Source organism: Commensalibacter papalotli (ex Servin-Garciduenas et al. 2014) (assembly GCF_000527695.1).
Lineage (GTDB): Bacteria > Pseudomonadota > Alphaproteobacteria > Acetobacterales > Acetobacteraceae > Commensalibacter > Commensalibacter papalotli.
In genome coordinates this window covers 955,032-975,454 of record NZ_ATSX01000001.1, presented here as the reverse complement: position 1 = coordinate 975,454, position 20,423 = coordinate 955,032, and the positions used below count along the sequence as shown (strand labels likewise).

21 protein-coding genes are annotated in these 20,423 nt (G+C 36.6%); 6 read left to right on the top strand and 15 right to left on the bottom strand.

Going from position 1 to position 20,423, the window contains the following annotated elements:
• Positions 1–208: 208 nt before the first annotated feature.
• From lptB to COMX_RS04400, 6 genes are all read right to left on the bottom strand, one after another.
• Positions 209–985 carry an LPS export ABC transporter ATP-binding protein gene (gene lptB / locus COMX_RS04425; protein WP_051461863.1) on the bottom strand — a complete coding sequence of 259 codons (777 nt, stop codon included), beginning with the start codon at positions 983–985 and terminating at the stop codon, positions 209–211.
• 35 nt (positions 986–1,020) lie between these two features.
• A complete protein-coding gene (locus COMX_RS04420) occupies positions 1,021–1,965 on the bottom strand; it encodes an LptA/OstA family protein (RefSeq protein WP_034337463.1) in 945 nt (314 codons plus the stop codon).
• A 5-nt stretch (positions 1,966–1,970) separates the two neighbouring features.
• Complete coding sequence (lptC, locus tag COMX_RS04415; RefSeq protein ID WP_034337460.1) at positions 1,971–2,729, bottom strand: LPS export ABC transporter periplasmic protein LptC; 759 nt, start codon at positions 2,727–2,729, stop codon at positions 1,971–1,973.
• Positions 2,726–3,718: a KpsF/GutQ family sugar-phosphate isomerase gene (locus tag COMX_RS04410; RefSeq protein WP_034337458.1), complete on the bottom strand. Its 993-nt coding sequence runs from the start codon at positions 3,716–3,718 to the stop codon at positions 2,726–2,728. The genes lptC and COMX_RS04410 overlap by 4 nt, the downstream gene beginning before the upstream one ends.
• A gap of 79 nt (positions 3,719–3,797) precedes the next feature.
• Positions 3,798–4,463 (bottom strand): ribonuclease D, encoded by a 666-nt coding sequence (locus COMX_RS04405; protein WP_034337456.1) that lies wholly within the window; start codon positions 4,461–4,463, stop codon positions 3,798–3,800.
• A 71-nt stretch (positions 4,464–4,534) separates the two neighbouring features.
• Positions 4,535–4,963, bottom strand: a complete 429-nt coding sequence (locus COMX_RS04400) for an EVE domain-containing protein (protein ID WP_034337453.1) — start codon at positions 4,961–4,963, stop codon at positions 4,535–4,537.
• 476 nt (positions 4,964–5,439) lie between these two features.
• On the opposite strand from COMX_RS04400, the gene COMX_RS04395 reads away from it, so the two are divergent.
• Both COMX_RS04395 and COMX_RS04390 read left to right on the top strand, forming a co-directional pair.
• Positions 5,440–7,752 carry a TonB-dependent receptor gene (locus COMX_RS04395; RefSeq protein WP_034337450.1) on the top strand — a complete coding sequence of 771 codons (2,313 nt, stop codon included), beginning with the start codon at positions 5,440–5,442 and terminating at the stop codon, positions 7,750–7,752.
• A gap of 32 nt (positions 7,753–7,784) precedes the next feature.
• Positions 7,785–8,468 (top strand): Fe2+-dependent dioxygenase, encoded by a 684-nt coding sequence (locus COMX_RS04390; RefSeq protein WP_034337448.1) that lies wholly within the window; start codon positions 7,785–7,787, stop codon positions 8,466–8,468.
• A 49-nt stretch (positions 8,469–8,517) separates the two neighbouring features.
• On the opposite strand, the gene blaOXA is transcribed toward COMX_RS04390, so the two are convergent.
• The 3 genes from blaOXA to lysA are packed head-to-tail and all read right to left on the bottom strand — an operon-like array spanning position 8,518 to position 13,314.
• Positions 8,518–9,342: a class D beta-lactamase gene (gene blaOXA / locus COMX_RS04385; RefSeq protein ID WP_034338922.1), complete on the bottom strand. Its 825-nt coding sequence runs from the start codon at positions 9,340–9,342 to the stop codon at positions 8,518–8,520.
• Between the two features lie 41 nt (positions 9,343–9,383).
• On the bottom strand, positions 9,384–11,957 hold the full coding sequence (locus tag COMX_RS04380; protein ID WP_034337445.1) for a DUF4175 family protein: 2,574 nt from the start codon (positions 11,955–11,957) through the stop codon (positions 9,384–9,386).
• A 16-nt stretch (positions 11,958–11,973) separates the two neighbouring features.
• Positions 11,974–13,314 carry a diaminopimelate decarboxylase gene (gene lysA, locus COMX_RS04375; RefSeq protein ID WP_034337442.1) on the bottom strand — a complete coding sequence of 447 codons (1,341 nt, stop codon included), beginning with the start codon at positions 13,312–13,314 and terminating at the stop codon, positions 11,974–11,976.
• A 136-nt stretch (positions 13,315–13,450) separates the two neighbouring features.
• Here lysA and COMX_RS04370 point away from each other — a divergent pair, with 136 nt between their 5' ends.
• Positions 13,451–14,245, top strand: coding sequence for a trypsin-like serine peptidase (locus COMX_RS04370; protein WP_034337439.1), 795 nt, complete (start codon positions 13,451–13,453; stop codon positions 14,243–14,245).
• 38 nt (positions 14,246–14,283) lie between these two features.
• Here the strand turns inward: COMX_RS04370 and COMX_RS11190 are convergent, their stop codons facing one another.
• A complete protein-coding gene (locus tag COMX_RS11190) occupies positions 14,284–14,433 on the bottom strand; it encodes a hypothetical protein (protein ID WP_200867603.1) in 150 nt (49 codons plus the stop codon).
• A gap of 2 nt (positions 14,434–14,435) precedes the next feature.
• A complete protein-coding gene (argH, locus tag COMX_RS04365) occupies positions 14,436–15,842 on the bottom strand; it encodes an argininosuccinate lyase (RefSeq protein ID WP_034337437.1) in 1,407 nt (468 codons plus the stop codon).
• Between the two features lie 168 nt (positions 15,843–16,010).
• Here argH and COMX_RS04360 point away from each other — a divergent pair, with 168 nt between their 5' ends.
• Positions 16,011–16,646, top strand: coding sequence for a JAB domain-containing protein (locus COMX_RS04360; RefSeq protein WP_161631844.1), 636 nt, complete (start codon positions 16,011–16,013; stop codon positions 16,644–16,646).
• Here COMX_RS04360 and COMX_RS04355 read toward each other — a convergent pair.
• The 4 genes from COMX_RS04355 to rpmE form a co-directional block, all read right to left on the bottom strand.
• A complete protein-coding gene (locus COMX_RS04355; RefSeq protein ID WP_034337435.1) occupies positions 16,615–17,742 on the bottom strand; it encodes a 5-(carboxyamino)imidazole ribonucleotide synthase in 1,128 nt (375 codons plus the stop codon). The two genes, COMX_RS04360 and COMX_RS04355, sit on opposite strands and share 32 nt — an antisense overlap.
• Positions 17,743–17,773: 31 nt before the next feature.
• Positions 17,774–18,271: a 5-(carboxyamino)imidazole ribonucleotide mutase gene (purE, locus tag COMX_RS04350; RefSeq protein ID WP_034337433.1), complete on the bottom strand. Its 498-nt coding sequence runs from the start codon at positions 18,269–18,271 to the stop codon at positions 17,774–17,776.
• Between the two features lie 6 nt (positions 18,272–18,277).
• Positions 18,278–18,949, bottom strand: a complete 672-nt coding sequence (locus COMX_RS04345; protein WP_034337430.1) for a DUF1013 domain-containing protein — start codon at positions 18,947–18,949, stop codon at positions 18,278–18,280.
• Between the two features lie 180 nt (positions 18,950–19,129).
• The gene (gene rpmE / locus COMX_RS04340) at positions 19,130–19,357 is read right to left on the bottom strand and encodes a 50S ribosomal protein L31 (RefSeq protein ID WP_034337426.1); all 228 of its coding nucleotides are present in this window, start codon (positions 19,355–19,357) and stop codon (positions 19,130–19,132) included.
• Between the two features lie 272 nt (positions 19,358–19,629).
• On the opposite strand from rpmE, the gene mscL reads away from it, so the two are divergent.
• On the top strand, positions 19,630–20,037 hold the full coding sequence (gene mscL / locus COMX_RS04335; protein ID WP_051461976.1) for a large-conductance mechanosensitive channel protein MscL: 408 nt from the start codon (positions 19,630–19,632) through the stop codon (positions 20,035–20,037).
• Positions 20,038–20,077: 40 nt separating this feature from the next.
• Positions 20,078–20,407, top strand: coding sequence for a hypothetical protein (locus tag COMX_RS04330; RefSeq protein WP_034337422.1), 330 nt, complete (start codon positions 20,078–20,080; stop codon positions 20,405–20,407).
• Positions 20,408–20,423 lie beyond the last annotated feature (16 nt).

Sequence of the window (20,423 nt, the reverse complement as noted above, 5' to 3'; positions counted from 1 at the left end):
AATCAAGGCATTTTTGACTTTATTAGGCTTGTTGAATAATATGATTTAATACAAAAAGATATTTTAAAATTATGATTCTATAAAAGAGAATTCTAGAGAAAGAATTCAAGAACAAGCAAAAGAGCATAGTTAAAATTAATTGAAATTATTCGCAACTTGTAAATCAAGTTATCCCCTTACTCAGTAAAAGTTAAGGGGATAACTTGATTTACATAGAGAATTTTTCACCAAGATAAACGCGACGAACATCTTCATTAGCAACAACTTCGGACGGAGCGCCTTCCATCAGTAATTGACCACTATTCATAATATAAGCGCGATCAATAATTTCCAATGTTTCACGAACATTATGATCTGTAATTAATACCCCAATTCCACGATCCTTCAGATGGGAAACAAGGTCACGAATTTCCCCAACTGCAATTGGGTCAATTCCAGCCAAAGGTTCATCTAGCAAAATATAATTTGGGTCACTGGCTAATGCTCTTGCGATTTCCAAACGACGACGTTCACCACCAGATAAAGATAAAGATGGAGAGCGACGTAAATGACTGATCCCGAACTCAGCCAGCAAGCCATCTAGAATTTCTTGACGTTTTTGAAAGTCAGGTTCAACAACCTCTAGTACAGCCATAATATTTTGCTCAACATTAAGTCCACGGAAAATACTGGCTTCTTGAGGAAGATAACCGATACCTAGACGTGCTCTGCGATACATTGGAAGTTTTGTAATATCTGCACCATCCAATTTGATTGAGCCTGTATCAGGTTGGACAAGGCCTACAATCATATAGAAACTCGTTGTTTTTCCTGCACCATTAGGTCCTAATAATCCAACAGCCTCTCCACGATGAACACGCAAAGAAACATTTTGAACAACAGAACGCTTTTTATAGGTTTTGCCAATATTGGTGGCGACTAATCCTTCTCCAGGAACATAATGAGGATTATTCTTATGGGTTGGTGTACCAGTATCAGTATTCATAATAGGATAGTACCTTGTATAAAAAGCAGTAGTGATTATTTAGGTTGATTATTAGATTCGTTTGGAACAACTAGACCCTGAACACGTCGTCCAGGTGCTTCTGTCATATGGGCGATACCTGTTTTCATGTTAATAATGGCGGCATGACCATTTAATTGATTAGATCCTCTGGTGATATGTACATTACCCACAACCCGAGCAATACTAGAATCAGGGACGTAAACACCCCGATCTCCTCTGACGGTTTCTGTTTGTGTTCTGACAACAACATTACCAAAAGCATTCACTTTTTCTAACTTACTAGATCTGCTCATATCATCAGCGTCATTGTTATTAGACGGTTTGTTTTTTGCGTTGGGATCTTTTTGATCTGTGGGTTTACTATATCCAACTAACACATCTGCTGTGATACGACGACCATCTTTTAGATTGGTAACAGTTGCATCTCCACGCCCCACAGACATACGGGTTTGGGAATGATATTCCATGGCATCTTTGGCTGTCATTAAGTTTTGTGGTGTCGTCAGCTTCATATTCTTACCTGTTAAGACAAGCGTAGCCTGATCAATATCATAAACGGCTTTATCTCCCCAAGCTTGGTCGGTATTGGTGTAAATATGTACATGCCCATAAGCATTTAAACGATAAATCTCGTTAGAACCAGAATCTTTTTGGGTGATGTCACCAGTTTTCTCTTGAGCTTTTTCTTCTGGTTTAGGTTGATCTGAACCAGCTTTTTTACGATATAACGCAACTAACCGATCAGCGGTAACAGTAACATTTCCTCTGACAGCTTTTGCTTGAGTATAGGCGGTTACAGATTTATTATTTTGATCCCAGTCAAACCCACCAAGAGCGGTAACCGTGATTTGTCCTCCATGAGACAAATCAATGTTTTGAGCTGATACAGGGGAAACGTGGAATAATCCAATACCTATTAAAGATGCAAAAGATAAAAATAAAGCTTGTTTAGTATTCATGGAGATTATTCCGACGTTTTAGAAGGTTGCGAAGGAGGAGAAGAATTTTTATCATCATTTAAAATTAAACGACCAGGGCCTTTGAATTGAGCAACATTAGTATGCATATCCAAGAAATAAGCTTGTGCATCAAGTTGACCAAAAGGACCTTCGGCATGGATCCAGTCATTAGCGGTAACGATTGAATCTTTTAAAGCAATATCAGCAATATCACTATACATAAACAATCCATCGTCTCTATATAAAACAACATTTTCGTAAAGGTTGAGGTTTTGAAGATGCTGCATATAAATGCCTTTATTAGCTGTAACCATTATCCAACTATTATTTTGTAATAGAATATCAGCTTTTGGATCAGCCAGACGGATCATATCGCTGTTGTTGGATTTTTGAATAACTTTACTCGAAGTAATTGTGTAAGGTCGTTCTGAAGAATCAAGGCCGTGAAACGTTGCCCCGATCATTGTCCCACTTTCTACTTTGATTCTAGATAATTGCTTAACGACTTCTTTATTCGTATTAATCATACGGTCAATCTCTGGCCAAATAGCAATTGAGCCTAATAAAAACAACGCAAGGATCGGTAAAACCCATTTTGTCCATTTAATTACTTTTTTACGACGCAGAATATCTTTTTCATGGGGTACCTGACGCCTCGTAATATTAGAGCTTGCACGTTGCTTTAAATATTTTTGCTTGGCTTGAAAGTCAGTTCTTTCAATCTGCGAAGTCGTTTTTGGCTGATCTTGTTTATTGTCAGTCATGCTATTCCTGCACGTAAAAGATCGTGAATATGTAAGACACCAGTGGGTTTATGGTTTTGGTCTATCACAAATAAACATGTTATGGGATGTTTTTTACTATTCATTAACCGCAAAGCTTCTGCGGCAAGAATATCTTCATGAACAGTCATGGGGCTTTTATTCATTACGTCCTGAGCTGTTAAGTTGCGAATATCTTTGTCAAGCGTCCTGCGAAGATCACCATCTGTAATTAAACCGATTAATATTCCTTGTTCAGAAATAATACCAATACATCCAAGGGCTTTTTTGGTCATTTCCATAATTGCTTCTAAGATTGGCATGTTAGGTGTACCCAGTGGAATTTCTTGATGTGTATGCATAAGGTCGCGTACAGCTTTTAACTTGCTGCCCAAACGTCCTCCTGGATGATATATACCAAAATCGGATGCAGTGAAATGGCGTTTTTTTAATAATGTAATTGCAAGGGCGTCACCAAGGGCTAATTGCATTATAGTGCTGGTTGTAGGTGCTAATCCAAAAGGACATGCTTCTTTAGATTTTGGTAGTATCATAGCAATATTCGCAGCTTTAGCCAAGGTAGATTGCTCGTTGGTAGTCATAGCAATTAAAAAAATATCAAATCGTTTTGTATGTGAAATAATATTGGTCAGCTCTGCACTTTCACCTGAGGCTGAAATCGCTATAACGACGTCGCTAGGTTGTATCATGCCCAGATCGCCATGAGCAGCTTCGGCAGGATGAACGAAAAAAGAAGCTGTTCCAGTAGAAGCAAGGGTTGCTTGAATTTTTTTTGCAATATGACCAGATTTACCAATTCCTGTTAAGATAACGCGCCCTTTGAGTGTAAATAATGTTTGAACGGTTTGATCAAAAGCTTCTGATAGGACATGATTATTTTGCAAGGCATCAATAAGCTCTTGAATCCCTTGCTTTTCGATAAGCAAAGCATCACAAGCATTTTGAATATCACAAATAGACATAGGTTCCATTTATTATACACTTAAAAATTGATAAATTATAAAGTATTCATACTATAAAACAGTTATCATCAGGGATCAAATAGATCTTTTACGAACTACGATGTTGAAAAATATCAGGTTCTTCATATCCTAAAATATCAAGATCTGCACGTGCAGAGAGAAAAGAAAAACAGGATTGAGCCAGTTCTAAGCGGTTTTCACGAATTAAAAGTTGTTTTAATGCATCCCATAGTCGATGTAAATATAAGACATCAGATGCAGCATAGACCAGTTGTTCTGGGGTTAAGGTGGGTGCACCCCAATCAGAGCTTTGTTGTTGCTTGCATAACTCAACTTTTAAAATATCTCTACATAAAGCAGCTAAACCGTGTTTATCTGTAAATGTTCTTGTTAGTTTGGCAGCAATTTTAGTACAAACTACTGATGAAAGTTTGATATCCAAAGCATATTGTAAAATACCCACATCAAATCTGGCAAAATGCATTATTTTTGTTACAGAAGGGGAGGTTAAAAGTTTTTTAAGATTAGGACACGCAGTAAAGCCTTTTCCCCCTAAATATTCAGGAATAAATTGCACTAAATGAACTTGACCATCACCACTGGAAATTTGTACCAGACACAAACGATCTCGATAATGATTTAATCCCATTGCTTCTGTATCAATAGCTATTATTGACCCAAGGTCTAAATGATCAGGTAAATCATGTTGATAAAGATGAATGTAATCAAGGGCAGTGTTATCATTTGTTGGCATAAATAAAATCCAGTAAAGGCTTTAAGTAAAAAGTGATTTATAATAAGACATAAAATAAAATAAGAATATTATTATTTTTTTATATCAGCTTGAGTAATTCCTCCCAAGTTACATAGTAATTTCCAATGTTCAGGTGTAATAGGCATAACGGACAGACGTGATTGTTTAATCAGGCTGACTTCTTGTAATTCAGGGATTGCTTTGATTTGTTTTAAGGTCACAGGTGTTGGAACGGAACAGACTGTTTGTACATCCACGCACGACCATTTTTGATCTGGATCGGTGGGGTCAGGATATGCCTCTTTGACAATACGGACAATACCAACAATCTCTTTACCAACATTAGAATGATAAAAAAATGTCAAATCTCCATTTTTCATAGATTGTAAGTTCTTTTTAGCTTGATGATTTCGAATACCTGTCCAAGGCTCAATATTATTTTGTATTTGTTCTTGCCATGAAAATGCATCAGGTTCTGATTTAATTAACCAGTAATTCATCATGTTTGTCCTTATTCTTCATTATATAGTGGTTACTTAATTATATATTATGACTTTTTTTTGTATAATAAAGTTTGATGAAAATTTCAGTTTAAAACAAATTTATTTTGATAAGTGATTTTAAATCATAAGTATGAAGAAATAGTCGATTGTGTATTACGAAAAATGAATAACAAAAGAATGTTTAAAATTATTTTGTAATTTTGCTTGTATTCTTGCTTTCCAATTTTTCATTAATTTTTATTATAGATGTAAGGATTTCTTATGTCACAGTATTACGTTTAAGAGTTATTTCTAACTTATTGTTATATATAAAATAAAATCTTATAAATTTCTTTGTAATAATGAATTGTGATAAATAAACAACATTTTTTATAAGATACATTAAGGTTATTGCTTTTTTATTTTCTTATTGATAATTATTCTCATTAACATCTTTAATAAGAATCATTCTTAATATTATAAAGCAATATGCAATGCAGAAAAACGGTATCAAAAGAATAGTTAAACCAGTATCACTGGCGACGGTGATGGTTACTTTGATTGGCAGCCCAGTATTAGCGAAAGATATTTCTACTGATAAAAAAGAAGTAGAAGCAAGAGACGGAGATACAGAAAGTTCCAAAGCAAATGAGCATATTCTTGTGCGTGGAAAAAAAACGTCGAATATTTTAACGCATGATACAGGCGTGGATTTAATGCCTCAGGATGTGATGCATACACCACAAAATATCAATGTCGTGCCTCAAAAAATCCTTCAAGAGCAAAATATAAAATCTTTAGATGAAGCATTAAAAAATGTTCCAGGGGTCACGTCATCTGTGGGTGAAGGACGTGGTGGTATGTCTGGAAATCAGTTCTTGATTCGGGGATTCCAAGCTCAAAATGATATCTATGAAGACGGATTAAGAGATTTTGGGGTTTATAGCCGTGATAGTTTTAATTATGACAGTGTTGTTGTGATTAAAGGACCATCCTCTTCTGTTTTCGGAAACGGAACGACGGGTGGAGCTATTAATGTTATCACCAAGAAACCAATGTTAACAGATCGCTATGATGTTAATTTCACGGGAGGTAACGGGGATTATTATCGAGGAACAATCGATTTAAATAAAGAAATTAATGATCATATAGCTGTTCGCCTGACAGCTGTGGGGAACAGTAACAATGTTGTTGGCCGTGATTATATCTATTCGAAACGTTGGGGACTAGCACCTTCTGCTCTCTTTAAGTTTAATGACAAAATAAACTATGTTGTACAGTTTATGCATCAACAAGATGATCGTATGCCTGACTATGGAATTCCTACATTAATTAAACCAGGGAACAGTATTGCCAAACCGATGACAAAATATGGGGTCAGAAGAAGTAATTGGTATGGTAGAAAAGAAATAGATCGTGATCAGACACAAGATAATCAATTAACAGGCAGATTAACTTATGATGTTAATCCTGACATCGTTATTCATAATGATACCAGATATGGAAATTATTCTCGTTATTTTGCGGTGACACGACCAAGATGTAATGGCAGACCTACTTGCAGTGGATTATTTTTCTCTAATAATCCAGGCGCAGCTATGATGAATACGGATGGGCCATCGCCTTATAATCAAGATACTTGGTCATTTCAGAATGTGCTATCAACAGTTGCTAATTTTGAAACATGGAAATTTAAACATCAGTTAACCGCTGGTGTCGACGTTGTCTATGCGAGTGAACGCAGAGAATACGGTGAATTTTCCGAGACATTCCCAGATAATAATGTGTTAAATCCAAGCCCTTATCTTCCAACGAACATTGTTGTGTTACCTGGGAATCCTCATAACACATCAATCAGTGGTGCGACAGGGGCAGGTGATCCAGCTTCCAGAAAAGGAAATACTCGGGATGTTGGTGTATTTATTTATGATCAAATCTGGTTTACCGAACAATGGTCTATCAAAGGTGGTGTAAGATACGATAATTGGAGAGCAAAATATAATACTGAAGGTGGAAGTTCGTTTACCGCAAATAATATGAAAACGAATAATAATGTTGTTAATCCCACCGCAAGTTTAATGTTCAATCCAGATGATAACCAAATGTATTATTTTACATGGGCTTTGTCGACCACACCTCTTGGAATGTATTTAACTAACTCTTATGCGCCGATGCAAGATGGCGAAGGGGGCATGAAACCAGAAAGAAGTCGTTTATACGAATTAGGTGGAAAATGGAGTTTGATGGATAAACGTCTCGGTTTAACGGCGTCGTTATTTCGACTTGAAAAAAACAATCAATTAGTTAGTGATCCTTTGGATGGTTCAGTAGTCAGCTCAGGCGATCAAGTTTATAACGAGGGGATTGAGCTGGGAATTTCAGGAAATATTACGAAACATTGGGACGTTTATGGTGGGTTTGCTGCATATCACAGTAAGGTAACAGACTCTCAAACAAAGGGAATGAAAGGATCTCGTGTTCAATATGTACCAACACAACAAGGGTCACTTTGGACAACGTATGAAATTCTACCGAATACCCCCTATAATTTACAAGTTGGAGGGGGAATTACTTGGAGGGGCGATGTATGGCTCAGTTATGTGAATACACGTCAGGCACCAAGGGGGAAAGCGCCTGCAAATATGAGTATTGATGCAATGCTTTCTCATAAATTTGATGAACATTGGAAGGTTGCGTTTAATATGTATAATGTGACCAATCGTTTAAATTATGATTCTTTATTTAGTAATCGTGTTACACCTTCTGCTGGTAGAGCATTTTTGTTTAGTTTGAATATGACACAATAATTATCAATTTTTCTAGAGGAGAAGATTAAGTCATGATTATTCATATTCCAGAGGTTTTGACCTCAGAAGAATTATCTTATGTGCGTTCTGTCTTTGCAAAAGCTCAGTTTGTTGATGGAAAAGTCACTGCGGGTGAGCAATCGATGCAGGTAAAGAAAAATGTACAAATTGACCAATCTTCTCCTGAAAGTAAAGAATTAGGAGAAATTGTTTTAAAAGCTTTAGGGCGTAATCCTATTTTTAATTCTGCAGTTATGCCTTATCGTGTGGTGCCCCCTTTATTTAACCGATATGATACGGGGATGGAGTTCCCCGATCATGTTGATAATGCACTTCGCCCTATTCCTGGGACAAATATGCGTATTCGTACAGATGTATCATCGACTTTGTTTTTAAATGATCCAGAAGAATATGAGGGTGGAGAGTTAATAATTCACGATCACAGTGGGTCTCAGGCAATTAAACTGCCTGCAGGGGATATGATTGTTTATCCAACATATAATTTGCACTCGGTAAGTAAAATTACAAAAGGCAGTCGTTGGGCGTCTTTCTTTTGGACCCAATCGATGATTAAAGAAGCCGATAAAAGGAAAGTTCTTTTTGATTTAGATATGACAATCATTAAGTTACGTACCAGAATGGATGATAATGACCCACAGATTTTAGAGTTAACCAATGTGTATCATAATTTGATGCGTATATGGTGTGAGCTGTAGGTTATATTCAATCAATCCTACATGAATATTTGTAGGGTTGATTTTATGACTATAAAATCTCAAGAATTTTAAGGGATTTATTAATCAAATCACGACGTAAAGATGGAGGGAACTCTGGCTTCATTTCAAGGTTCAAAGAAAAAGCAATTTTCTCTCCATTAGTTTTTTCAACCCATCCTGTTAACCAACCCACTTGTGGTGTTTTATTTATACCCAAACCACTTTTTGCATATATTTTATTACCATTGATCACGTCAATAAAAAGCATGTTACGAACTTCATCTTGGACTTGTTTCTTAAATGGTAATTGTTGATGTGCAAGTTTATAGACAAATTGTGCTTCTTGAACGGGTGTTACTTTTAAAGGTCCTGATAACCAAAATTTATCAACCTGATGACCTATATTTTCATTCCCAAAGTGGACACGCTTAACTTCTTTTTGCATCAGGGATAAACCCGTACGGCGAGCCAACTCTTGATAAACAGGAACAGCTGATAATCGCATAGCTTCTCCAAGGGTCATATCTTTGTCCCAAGAAGACAAAAAGTGTTTCTTGCCATCCCATTTAAAAATAGTTTTAGGAGTTGCTTTGTTATTTTCCAAGCCTATTAACGCATTTAATATTTTAAAAGTAGAGGCGGGGATATAATAGGTTTGCGCACGTGTTAAAGAATTTCCATAAGCTGTAATTTTATTATTGCTATCAATAATAATAACGCCTTGAGTATGTAATTGATCAAAAAGTTGTTTTATTTTAAGTTGTTGACGTTGTGTTATTTGAATTACTTTATTTTCGGCATGAGCAGGAATAGAAACCAATCCAGCACAAGAGATCAAGGGAAGCAGTATAAAAAACTGCCAGTTTTTTTTCATTTGATATTCTCTGTGATCATCATTCAACATTATTGCCAGCATTAAAACATATTTAATAAGCGATAGATATAATCAAGATCTTTTCCTGAACGATTGGGGTCATCAGCACGTTTACGAAGTTCTTCTTCTATTTTTCGAGCAGTAGATGCATTCCCAGACAATTCAATTTGACTATTATTTTCATTTGGAGACCTTCCTAATGGATCTTTCTTTTTATCAACGTCAGCTTTGTTGTCTGCTGAGGGATCTTCTTGAGGATTTTTTGCTGTAAAAACTGGGAAAAAATTAGAAAAACGCTGTGCTTCTTGTTGCATAGTTTTTTTGGCTGAATCTTTCCCTTTTTGCAAATTAATCAACGCTTTTTGTTGAGCTGCAGCAGCTTTGCTATCATCTTTATTTTCTAAAGCTTGCTGCGCATCTTGCATATTTATTTTTGCCAAATCCAGATTTTGGATAGGCTGTTTTGTGATTGCGTGCATTTGAGTTTGAAGTTTGGTCAAACTTTCAATTAATCCCTGTTGAGACTGTGCTGTTTGTTCAACAGAGGCCAGGGCGGGTTCAGATTTCTCTTCGTCTTTGTGCGGTGTTATTTGTTTGATAAGGTCAGAAGTAGAAAGCTTATTTAAATCTTGACTAGGACGCAAAAGAAGAGGGACAGACTGATTAAGTCTGGCATAAGTCTGATTTAATAAATCTTGCTGTTCTTTAATTAACTTTTCAATATCCTTGGTCAGTTTTTCCATTTCTTTTTGGGATTTAAGATGATCTTCCAGCTTTTTAATATCTTTAGGAGTAGCACCTCGCATCGTATTTAAAACTTGATTGGTATATTCCAATTGTTGCATAGCTTTGTCCATATTGCCATTTTCCATGGTTTTGGACATATCTTTGAACATATCTTCGAAGGAACGCGTGCTGGTATATTGCAACTCTTTGCTATTACCATCTTGAGGATTATCTTTGGCATTTTGTTTTGCAAGCGCCATCATTTTTTGTGCGACTGCATTTTGCAAGCGCTCTAGTCTTTTATTAAGCTCTTGTCGATCTTGATTAGTAATTTTATCTTTGCCAAGACGTTGCATTTTATCAAGTTGTTCTTGTACGCTTGCCTGTGCTGCGCGCAGCTCTATATTGGCTTTAGCAATTTCAGAGTTACTACTTTTTCTTTCCTGGGTATCAATCATAAGATCCCAAAGACGAGATAGCGTTTCTGTTTTGACTTGTGGGGTATTTTTATTGGCATTATCAAGGAAATAAATAATGCTGATATAATTTAAAAAGAGATCATAATCTTGAAACGCATTAGGGATGTTTTGTAGTTGAATAAGCTCATTGAGGGTATTTTCTTTAGAGAGCTTATCTGTTCCATAGGCTTGTCGAATTTGATCTAGTTTTTGTGCCACAGGAGAGGAAAAGGTTCTTCTAGGTAAGGTAAAAGTAACCACTTTGCTGGTGGTATTTTGTCCTGTGACATCGGTCGCACTGATGATTGCTTGTGCTTGGCTGCCAGCCCAAATATTGTTAGATAAATCTTGATGTAAAATTTGTGTAATTTTTTTTGGATGATCGCCTAAAGGTTGCGTTAAAGAGAGAATTTTTTCTTTGGGGTGCTCCTTATTTTGAGGCACCGTTACAACTAAGCGAAAGGACTGGATACCATAATGTTGTGAAGCTTCAAAAGGAAAAGCAGTTTTCCAGTCATAGTTGCTTTTTTCAATAGGGCCTGTCCATGTGACTTTGGGAGGCAAGTTATCAGGTAAGTTTATATTCCAAGAAGCAACTTCTCTGCCACGAGCTTGTATATTGATAGTTCCAGGATTTTCAATTGTTGCCTCAATTTGCCATTGATTAGCCTCAGGCTGTTGAATTGAAATGTTGCTTATTACATTTTTCTTTTCAGAGTAAATAAGTTCAGGGCGTTGTTTTAGATCTGTAAGGGCTATATGTAACCGTGCTTTGGGATCAGTCGCAATCGTCTCAGTTCTAGATTTAATATATATGGGGGCAGCATTACTATAAGAAGGTGGAATCACCCAAGCTTGAAAATTAGGCAATGGCATTGAGGCATCATCATACCCTGGTCGCATCGCGGATAATAAGCGAGATGAAGCAATATGCTTGTTTGATACGAAAAGTGCTGCAAAAATACAAATCGTAACAATTGCAATGCGATTTATATGGTAATGCCCTTTAAAGATTTTAGGTGCACCAACTTTTAAATCAGGAAAGTTTTTAAAAATTCTTTGTATATGAATATTCCAAACAGCTCTATTTTCCGTTTGCACAGGAGTATCGTAAAGCGTTTGTAAAGGTTGATTTGGTAATTTATTAATTTGTTCAATACGGTTTAAGTTTTCTTTGAAAGAAGTAAAAGGAAAACGTTTAATTTGGTAAATTACTAGTCCAATACTGCCAATGCACATAATAGCAAGGATAAGTATACGTAAAATATCGGGTAGACGCTGAGGAATACCCAGCAACCCTAAACAAAGATATATCCCCCATAAAGAGAGAAATAATAAAAAAATAGGCCAATATTTCTCTATCCAAACATTGAGTTTGGTAAGAAAAATAGCTTTTTTAATCTGTGCTTTATGTTCTTGGGGAATATTCATTAATTTACAAAGCTTGTTAAGAGTTTTTAGGATACCAAGAAGGTATTATTTCATCTTTCCATAAATCTTCGATAGATTGACGAGGTTGAATAACAGCAGATTGATTACCAGAAACCATAATTTGTGCGGCCAAAGGGCGTGCATTATAAGTAGAGCTCATGACGCTGCCATAAGCACCAGCATCCAAGATAGCAATGTAATCTCCAGGTAATAAATTCGGTAATAAGCGATCTCTCGCAAAAATATCGCTTGATTCGCAAACAGGACCATCAATATTTAACGATTGACAAGGACGTTGATAGATTTCTGGGGAAATTGGCAAAATTCCATGCCAAGAATCATACATTGCAGGGCGAACTAAATCATTCATTGCCGCATCAATAATAATAAAAGGTGCTGCATCAGGACCATTGCTCTTATGCATAACAACTTTACTGATTAACACGCCAGATGGGCCAATAAGCCAGCGACCAGGTTCAATTCCAAGTTTTAAATTCAAAGGACCTAGGACTTCTTTCATCAATGTTGCAATTGCATCGGGACGAGCTTCTTTTTCATCATGATAAGAGATTCCAAAACCACCCCCGCAATCCAGTGTGGAAACCTCCAATCCTTGATTGCGTGCTTCTTTAATCAAAGCAACCATTTTAATAAAGGCTTGACGATAAGGATCCGTTGATGAAATTTGACTGCCGATATGCACATCAAATCCTAAAGGTGTAATATTTGGCAACTCATAGGCTTCTTTATAAACCGCAATCGCTTGTTTATAAGCAATACCAAATTTATTTTCTGCTAGTCCTGTTGTGATTTTATGATGGGTCTTGGCATCTACATCAGGATTAATTCGTAAACAAATGGCTGCATTTTTACCAATTGATTGAGCAATCTTTGATAATAAATGTAATTCTTCACGGCTTTCTACGTTGATTTGTGCAATTTGTGTCTCAATGGCTAAACGTAATTCATCTTCAGTTTTTCCGACACCAGAAAAGCAAATTTTGGCAGGGGAGATGCCCGCTTTTAACGCTCTTAATAGCTCACCACCACTGACGATATCAGCCCCAGCACCTTCTTTGGCTAGCAGATCTAGAATCGCTATATGCCCATTGGCTTTCATGGCATAATGAATAGAGACATCCAGTTGTTCTGCTTTAAATGCTTGGTCCAGCTTGTTGTAACGTGCTTTTAAAATATCAGCATTAATAACCCATGTGGGACTGCCATATTCGGTTGCAATTGATTGTAAAGAAGCTTGTCCAAAAAGTAACCCCTGGTCTTTATCAAGGGTTAAATCTGGATGAGTTTGCAAAAGCGCTTCTATCGTTGCAGGCAAGGATTGAAAAAACGAAGTCATATAGTTAGAAAGCCTTTTTCTAAAAACTTAAACATTATTAAAGCAGTTGAATATATATAAGCGTGTAGTGTATCTTTTCTTCACTGTACGTGCAAACAAGAACTAGAAGCTTCATAATATTTTTTGGGAAGATTTCATGAGATTATCAATAAATCTGTTTACAATTTATGTTTTTATTTGTGCTATCACTAGTATGATCATTTTAAACAGCAACAAAGTAATTGCCCAAGATGTGCAAATTCCCAAATTACCTGGGTTAAATAAAGAAGACGAGCATCGACAAACCGTTGATGTTTCAGAGGAGCCTTGGCAAATTATCGGAAAAGTGCAAACGAATGCAGGTAAAAAATGTACTGGATTTTTGATTTCTCCTCGAATTGTTGTGACGGCTGCACATTGTTTGTGGATAAAAAAAACGAAACAGTTTTTTGCACCTCAATCGATTCATTTTTTATTAGGGTACCAACGTCAAAAATATAAAATTGCTGCATCTGTTAGTCGTATTTTATCTTTTGAAGCATATCGCGATTTAATGATGAATAGGGTCGATAATTTAATCTTAAATAAGCCTTTGGATGATATTGTCTCAGATCGTGTTTATTTATTACTATCCAAAGATATTTTGCCAGCTTCAAAACTCGTTCCTCTTGCTAAAGACTTGCCTGTAGAAAAGACCCCTCTTTGGTTGGGTGGTTATGAGCAAGATCGTCAGGAGGTTTTATATGCTGATAAAAATTGCGAAATATCTGAACGTGTTTATTACCCTGACAAACCTTCTAAATTATTCCATACGTGCCAAGCAACATATGGCAGTAGCGGTGCGCCTTTATTTACTAAAAATACAGATGGAAAATGGACGATTGTTGGAATACAAGTGGCAGCGTTTGATGGCAAATCAGGTGGAATAGCTGGTTCTTTGATTCAAAAATAAAAGCTTGCCTTTATTAATAAAGACAAGCTTTTTGAAAATCAATCTGCAGGGGGATATCCACGAGGATAAGTTATTTTATCTGCTGGTCCAGGTGGTTTAGGAGAGCCTTTCCGTCCGCAACCAGAGAGTTGTAAAGTTGCCATTGTTAAACAGCTAACTAACAAGCAAAAAGAAATATATTTTTTCATGGTTAATCCTGTAATATTTTTATCCATTTTTGTGCTTGAGTGATGACATTGCTTGGCGCGGTGCCTCCCTCACTGACACGAGAAGCCAAAGAAGCTTCGACGCTGAGCACGGAGAAGATATCTTGCGTAATTTTAGGTTCGATTTTTTGCATATCCTCTATGGATACTTGATCTAAAGTAAGGTTTTTTTGTTCAGCGAGGCTTACAATTTGACCTGTAACATGATGCGCTGTACGAAAAGGCATTTGTAGTTTTTGCACAAGCCAATCAGCAAGGTCTGTTGCCGTAGAAAATCCAGATCCAGCCCAACGACGCATATTCTCTTTGTTGGCTTGTAAATCCCCAATCATTCCCGAACATGCAGCAAGGCATAACATCATCGTATCAGTAGCTGCAAATACTTGCTCTTTGTCCTCTTGCATATCTTTGGCATAGGCCAAAGGTAGCCCTTTCATGACGGTTAATAACCCAATTAACGCGCCAGAAACACGACCTATTTTCGCACGAACTAATTCGGCTGCATCAGGATTACGCTTTTGTGGCATAATCGAAGAGCCAGTGGTATAGGCATCAGACAATTTGATAAATGAGAATGGAGAAGAGCACCAAATAACGATTTCTTCGGCCATTCGGGATAAATGCATGGCCATAATGGATAAAGCAGATAAATATTCCAAAGCAAAATCACGATCAGAAACAGCATCCAATGAATTTGCCATCGGGCGATCAAACTCCAATAGTTTAGCTGTCATTTGACGGTCAATAGGGAAGGAGGTACCAGCCAATGCCGCAGCGCCTAATGGACTTTCATTTAGACGGTTGCGTGCATCAATTAAACGTCCTTTATCTCTGGATAACATTTCAACATAAGCTAGTAGATGATGGCCGAATGTAACAGGTTGTGCGGATTGAAGATGCGTAAAACCTGGCATTGCCGTATCAGCATATTCCTCAGCACGTTGTGCCAAAGTCAACATGAGATGTTCAGTAGACAGAATCATTGCATCAATATTATCACGAACCCAGAGGCGAAAATCGGTTGCAACCTGATCATTTCTAGAGCGTCCAGTATGTAATCTTTTACCAGCTTCACCTATATTATCAGCAAGGCGAGCTTCAATATTCATATGAATATCTTCGAGGGCACGGCTAAATTGAAACTGATCATTTTCAATTTCAGTTTTAATGCGTGCAAGGCCTTCGTGAATAGTCATTTTATCTTGCTGTGAAATAATACCCATTTTAGCAAGCATTTCAGAATGTGCCAAAGACCCTTTTATATCTTGGTGCCAGAGCCTTTTATCAAAATCAACAGAAGCATTAATTTGCTCCATAATAGCAGAAGGCCCCTCTGCGAAACGCCCGCCCCATTGTTGATTGGCCAAATTTTTATTTTTATCTTGTGTCAATGAGTTATAGCTCCCAGAATTATTTATAAGTATACTGTCATTATTCTTTTATGTTAAGGATAAGAACAGGTAATTTCAAAAAAGAATCATTTGGATAAAATGTGTGAACAAAAAAACGAATCATTTTATATTAAAATTGAACATAGAATAAAATCAAAAGAAAAACATGTGCTTTCTGATAAAAAATTACTGGAATATTTATCTCAATGGATCAATCTTAATAAAAATATAACAGATTGGCAGAGTCTTACCTTGTCACGTTTTGGTTCTTTTCCTGCAATTTTAACGGCAAGTAAAGATGAACTCCAAAAAGGGTTGAATTTATCAGAGAAAGATTCGGCAAATATTAAACTATGTTATGAAATCTCTTTGCGGTTGTTAAAAGCAAGAATATATAATTGTAACATATTAGAAAATAAAATTTTTTTGACAGATTATTTAATTGCTCATTTGTCGCGTAAACAAACCGAGGATTTTTTAATTTACTTTTTGGATGAAGAAGGTCAAATCATCCAAGAAACGTTGCAAGGAAATGGAACGGTTAATGCTACTTCTTTATATATTCGTGAAGTGACGAGAAGTGCATTAAAATGCAATGCTCACTCGTTAATTTTGGTGCATAATCATCCCAGTGGGGTCGCAGCTCCCTCTGGTTCAGATGAAAAATTAACTGAAATGGTCACGTATGCGTTAAAGGTTATCAATGTGCAAGTCGTTGACCATTTAATTATTGGGAATGGTTGTTTTTTTTCTTTTGCAGAAAATAACCTTGTTATTCCTTCGAATATAAGCCGTTTAAAATAGCTTGAATACCGAAATCACCAGGCAAGCTGTTATAAGGGAAGATAACGTTAACATGGCCCATTTTACGACCCTTTTTGGCAATGTCCTTGCCATATAAATGCCCAATCAATTCTGGTGTAGCCAAAATTTGAGGCCATAACGCCATATCTTCTGGGCCAATCAAATTTTTCATCACAGCATCAGAATGCCTGATTGCGGGTGGCAAAGGTAACCCTGTGACAGCTCGAATATGCATCTCGAATTGATCAATAGGACAAGCATTCATGGTCCAGTGCCCAGAATTATGAGGCCTTGGGGCAATTTCATTAACCAATACTTTATTGTTACAATCAATAAATAATTCTACACCCATAATTCCAATTAAATCGAGAGACCTCGCTATATGCATGGCTAGTTCTTGAGCTTGTTTTTGAAGCTCGGGCAGAATGCGAGCAGGGGCAAGACTGATGTCGAGAATACCATTTTTATGCCGGTTTTCGGTAACGTCAAATGTCTGTACAACACCATGAATGTTACGAGCGACCATCACGCTGACCTCACAACTAAAATCAACCATTTTTTCAGCAATTAAAGGATGAGGCTTTAAATGAGCAAATGCGGTTATAAAATCTTCTAAGTTGTGAATGACAGCCTGCCCTTTGCCATCATAGCCCAAGCGAGTGGTCTTTAGAATATAAGGGTATCCTAAATTTAAAGCAGCACACTCACCATCGGCAGGTTGTTCTATTTTGATCCATCGAGTGGTAGGAATATTATGTTGATTTAAAAAAGATTTTTCCAAAATTCGATCTTGGCTGATCCGTAAGATATTTCCAGAAGGATGAACAGGACGAATGGAGGATAATAGATCAATGCCTTGCGCACTTATATTTTCGAACTCGAATGTAATGACATCAACTGCATTGGCAAAAATTTCCAGTGTTTTTGGGTCATCGTAAGCTCCAATCGTTGTTTTTGACGCAACTTGACTGGCTGGAGCATTTGGAATATCGGATAAAATATGCGTTTGAAACCCAAGGCGAGACGCGGCAACAGCTGACATGCGTCCCAATTGCCCCCCGCCAACTATACCAATGGTAGAATTAGAAGAAAGCATTAAAGACCTCTTTTAAAATAATATGAAGGGATTATACAGGTTCTAAACCAACTGATTCGGTTTGTTGATTACGCCATTGCATCAGGCGTTGTTCAATTTCGATGTCTGATAAAGATAAAATTGAGGTTGCTAAAATAGCCGCGTTAATAGCACCAGCTTTGCCAATTGCCAAAGTTCCTACTGGGATTCCAGCGGGCATTTGCACAATAGAAAGTAAACTGTCTTTACCATTTAACGCATGGGTTTGCATAGGGACACCCAAAACAGGCAAATGCGTCCAGGCTGCGGTCATTCCAGGTAAATGTGCGGCACCGCCAGCCCCAGCAATAATAACTTTGATACCGCGAGTGGCCGCGGATACAGAATATTCTCTTAACCGATCTGGAGTCCGATGCGCAGAAACGATTTTAACCTCATGAGGGATATTAAGCTCGACAAGGAAATTAACCGTATGGCTCATGACATCCCAATCAGATTGGCTGCCCATAATAATTCCAACAAGAGGGAAGGATTCTTTGGGTAAAGACATCGCTGATTATTCTTCTTCTGAAGTATCAGATTTATCAGCATATCCAGCAAAAATCTGATTAACATCATATTCTGGCTCTTGAGAGCTAGAAGAATGAGGTGGTGTAAATGCGTCTTCTAAATCTTGTACGGGAGCAGGAGCTTGAATGCCTTCTTTGGCAAAGCGTTCATTACCTTCTGCGACAGCAGTATTTAAATCCATTTGACTACAAAGGCCCAAGATAACTGGATCGCGAGGTTTAATATTAGAAGAGTTCCAATGTTGTTTATCTCTAACTTTGGCAATCGTATCTTTGGTTGTCCCTAATAGTTTAGCAATTTGTTGATCCAATAATTGTGGATAATTACGAAGTAAGAATGCAATAGCATCAGGACGATCATTTCTTTTAGAAATAGGGGTATATCGTGCCCCTTTTGAACGTCTTACAATTTGCATTCTGGAAGAAGACAAACGAAGTTTACGAGAAGTATCAGCTTCACAACGTGTAATTTCATCTTGCGTTAGCTGACCATTAGATACAGGATCATAACCAATGATACTTTGTGCAACTTCACCATCAGCAATAGCTTGTACTTCTAGAGGATGCATTCCACAGAAATCTGCAATTTGAGTAAAGGTTAATGCAGTTTTTTCAATTAACCATACTGCGGTTGCCTTTGGCATAAGAGGTAAAGTCATATTAATCCTATGAATGATATAGAGGCGTAAGCGTTAATGATTATATAAAATATGATACAGACCTTATTTTACATAATCATTATATGTGCAAAAGAAAATAAATCTAGAGTTAAGAAAAGTTAAAACCTTCTCTTAACTCTAGATAATCTATTTTGACAATAGAAATCAAAGAAAAAGGAATTAACCTTTTTTTTGACCAATACCAGCAAAACGTTTATTAAATTTGGCAACTTGACCACGAGAATCATTGATACGTTGCACACCAGTCCAAGCTGGATGAGACTTTGGGTCTACATCAAGACGTAAGGTGTCCCCGCTTTTACCATAGCAAGAGCGAGTTTTAAATTCAGTACCATCTGTCATGACAACAGTAATTTCGTGATACTCTGGGTGAATATCGGCTTTCATGATTTTCTCTTAACAGACTATAAATAAACCTCCGCAACAGACGGAGAAACAGTTTTTCCTTATAATCTGTTTATAAATTGAAATCAATCCATTCTATGTAATCTTTTTTAATTTCTGCTCTTTTTTATTATACAGGTAATGAATATATATGATTATAATATTAAAACGATTTTGTTTCATCAGTATTAGAAAGGGACTATAAATTGAGTGAAAATCAAACAGAAGTAAAAAGTAAAACACCTAAATGGCTAGCTGATTTTCAGGCTTTTATCATGCGTGGAAACGTTATTGATTTGGCTGTTGGTATCATTATTGGTGCAGCCTTTACGGCTATTGTTAATAGCTTGGTTAAAGATATTTTAAACCCAGTAATCGGATTAATTATTGGTGGAATAGATTTTAGTAATTTATTTATAACACTTAAAGGCCAACACGTTCAAACCTTGGCTGAAGCACAAAAGATTGGGGCTGTAACGATCAATGTAGGTGTATTTTTAAATGCCGTTATTCAATTTGTAATTGTTGGTTTTGCAGTTTTTTGGTTTGTTAGAGGTTTAAATAAGCTATATGTAAGCACCAAGAAAAAAGAAGAGAAAACACCTGAAAAACCATCAAAAGAAGAAGTTTTATTAAGTGAAATCAGAGATGCTCTGGTTGCGCAAAATAAAAATAATAGCTAAAGATAAAGGATGTATAACCAATACACAAAGATTACAGTGAATGAAAAAAATAAAATGTTTGTTTGTCCTAGCTATTTTGGTTACCCCACTATTAGGGTGTCAAATCGATCAGAATAGCAAATCTTATGATAAGCCAACACCGCACTCTGTTGCGTTAAATTATTTATTTGTTCATGGTATGTGTGTTGGCTATTTACAAAATTCCTCAATTACCAAAGAGCAATTTCTGGCTTTGGCTCAGTTAGATCAACAAGCTAAATTATCTGTTGTAAAAGCACTAACGCATTCCAATTCTGCTAATCTAGAGCAAGCTCAATATTTGATGAAACAGATAATTGCTTTTATATCCTCTGATAAACAGGATCATTGATAACAAAAAAAGGTAG

What these genes read in the sequence shown, in the direction of transcription:
- lptB (WP_051461863.1), bottom strand. Translation starts at nt 985, where the DNA reads ATGAATACTGATACTGGTACACCAACCCATAAGAATAATCCTCATTAT.
- COMX_RS04420 (WP_034337463.1), bottom strand. Translation starts at nt 1,965, where the DNA reads ATGAATACTAAACAAGCTTTATTTTTATCTTTTGCATCTTTAATAGGT.
- lptC (WP_034337460.1), bottom strand. Translation starts at nt 2,729, where the DNA reads ATGACTGACAATAAACAAGATCAGCCAAAAACGACTTCGCAGATTGAA.
- COMX_RS04410 (WP_034337458.1), bottom strand. Translation starts at nt 3,718, where the DNA reads ATGGAACCTATGTCTATTTGTGATATTCAAAATGCTTGTGATGCTTTG.
- COMX_RS04405 (WP_034337456.1), bottom strand. Translation starts at nt 4,463, where the DNA reads ATGCCAACAAATGATAACACTGCCCTTGATTACATTCATCTTTATCAA.
- COMX_RS04400 (WP_034337453.1), bottom strand. Translation starts at nt 4,963, where the DNA reads ATGAATTACTGGTTAATTAAATCAGAACCTGATGCATTTTCATGGCAA.
- COMX_RS04395 (WP_034337450.1), top strand. Translation starts at nt 5,440, where the DNA reads ATGCAGAAAAACGGTATCAAAAGAATAGTTAAACCAGTATCACTGGCG.
- COMX_RS04390 (WP_034337448.1), top strand. Translation starts at nt 7,785, where the DNA reads ATGATTATTCATATTCCAGAGGTTTTGACCTCAGAAGAATTATCTTAT.
- blaOXA (WP_034338922.1), bottom strand. Translation starts at nt 9,342, where the DNA reads ATGAAAAAAAACTGGCAGTTTTTTATACTGCTTCCCTTGATCTCTTGT.
- COMX_RS04380 (WP_034337445.1), bottom strand. Translation starts at nt 11,957, where the DNA reads ATGAATATTCCCCAAGAACATAAAGCACAGATTAAAAAAGCTATTTTT.
- lysA (WP_034337442.1), bottom strand. Translation starts at nt 13,314, where the DNA reads ATGACTTCGTTTTTTCAATCCTTGCCTGCAACGATAGAAGCGCTTTTG.
- COMX_RS04370 (WP_034337439.1), top strand. Translation starts at nt 13,451, where the DNA reads ATGAGATTATCAATAAATCTGTTTACAATTTATGTTTTTATTTGTGCT.
- COMX_RS11190 (WP_200867603.1), bottom strand. Translation starts at nt 14,433, where the DNA reads ATGAAAAAATATATTTCTTTTTGCTTGTTAGTTAGCTGTTTAACAATG.
- COMX_RS04355 (WP_034337435.1), bottom strand. Translation starts at nt 17,742, where the DNA reads ATGCTTTCTTCTAATTCTACCATTGGTATAGTTGGCGGGGGGCAATTG.
- purE (WP_034337433.1), bottom strand. Translation starts at nt 18,271, where the DNA reads ATGTCTTTACCCAAAGAATCCTTCCCTCTTGTTGGAATTATTATGGGC.
- COMX_RS04345 (WP_034337430.1), bottom strand. Translation starts at nt 18,949, where the DNA reads ATGACTTTACCTCTTATGCCAAAGGCAACCGCAGTATGGTTAATTGAA.
- rpmE (WP_034337426.1), bottom strand. Translation starts at nt 19,357, where the DNA reads ATGAAAGCCGATATTCACCCAGAGTATCACGAAATTACTGTTGTCATG.
- mscL (WP_051461976.1), top strand. Translation starts at nt 19,630, where the DNA reads ATGCGTGGAAACGTTATTGATTTGGCTGTTGGTATCATTATTGGTGCA.
- COMX_RS04330 (WP_034337422.1), top strand. Translation starts at nt 20,078, where the DNA reads ATGAAAAAAATAAAATGTTTGTTTGTCCTAGCTATTTTGGTTACCCCA.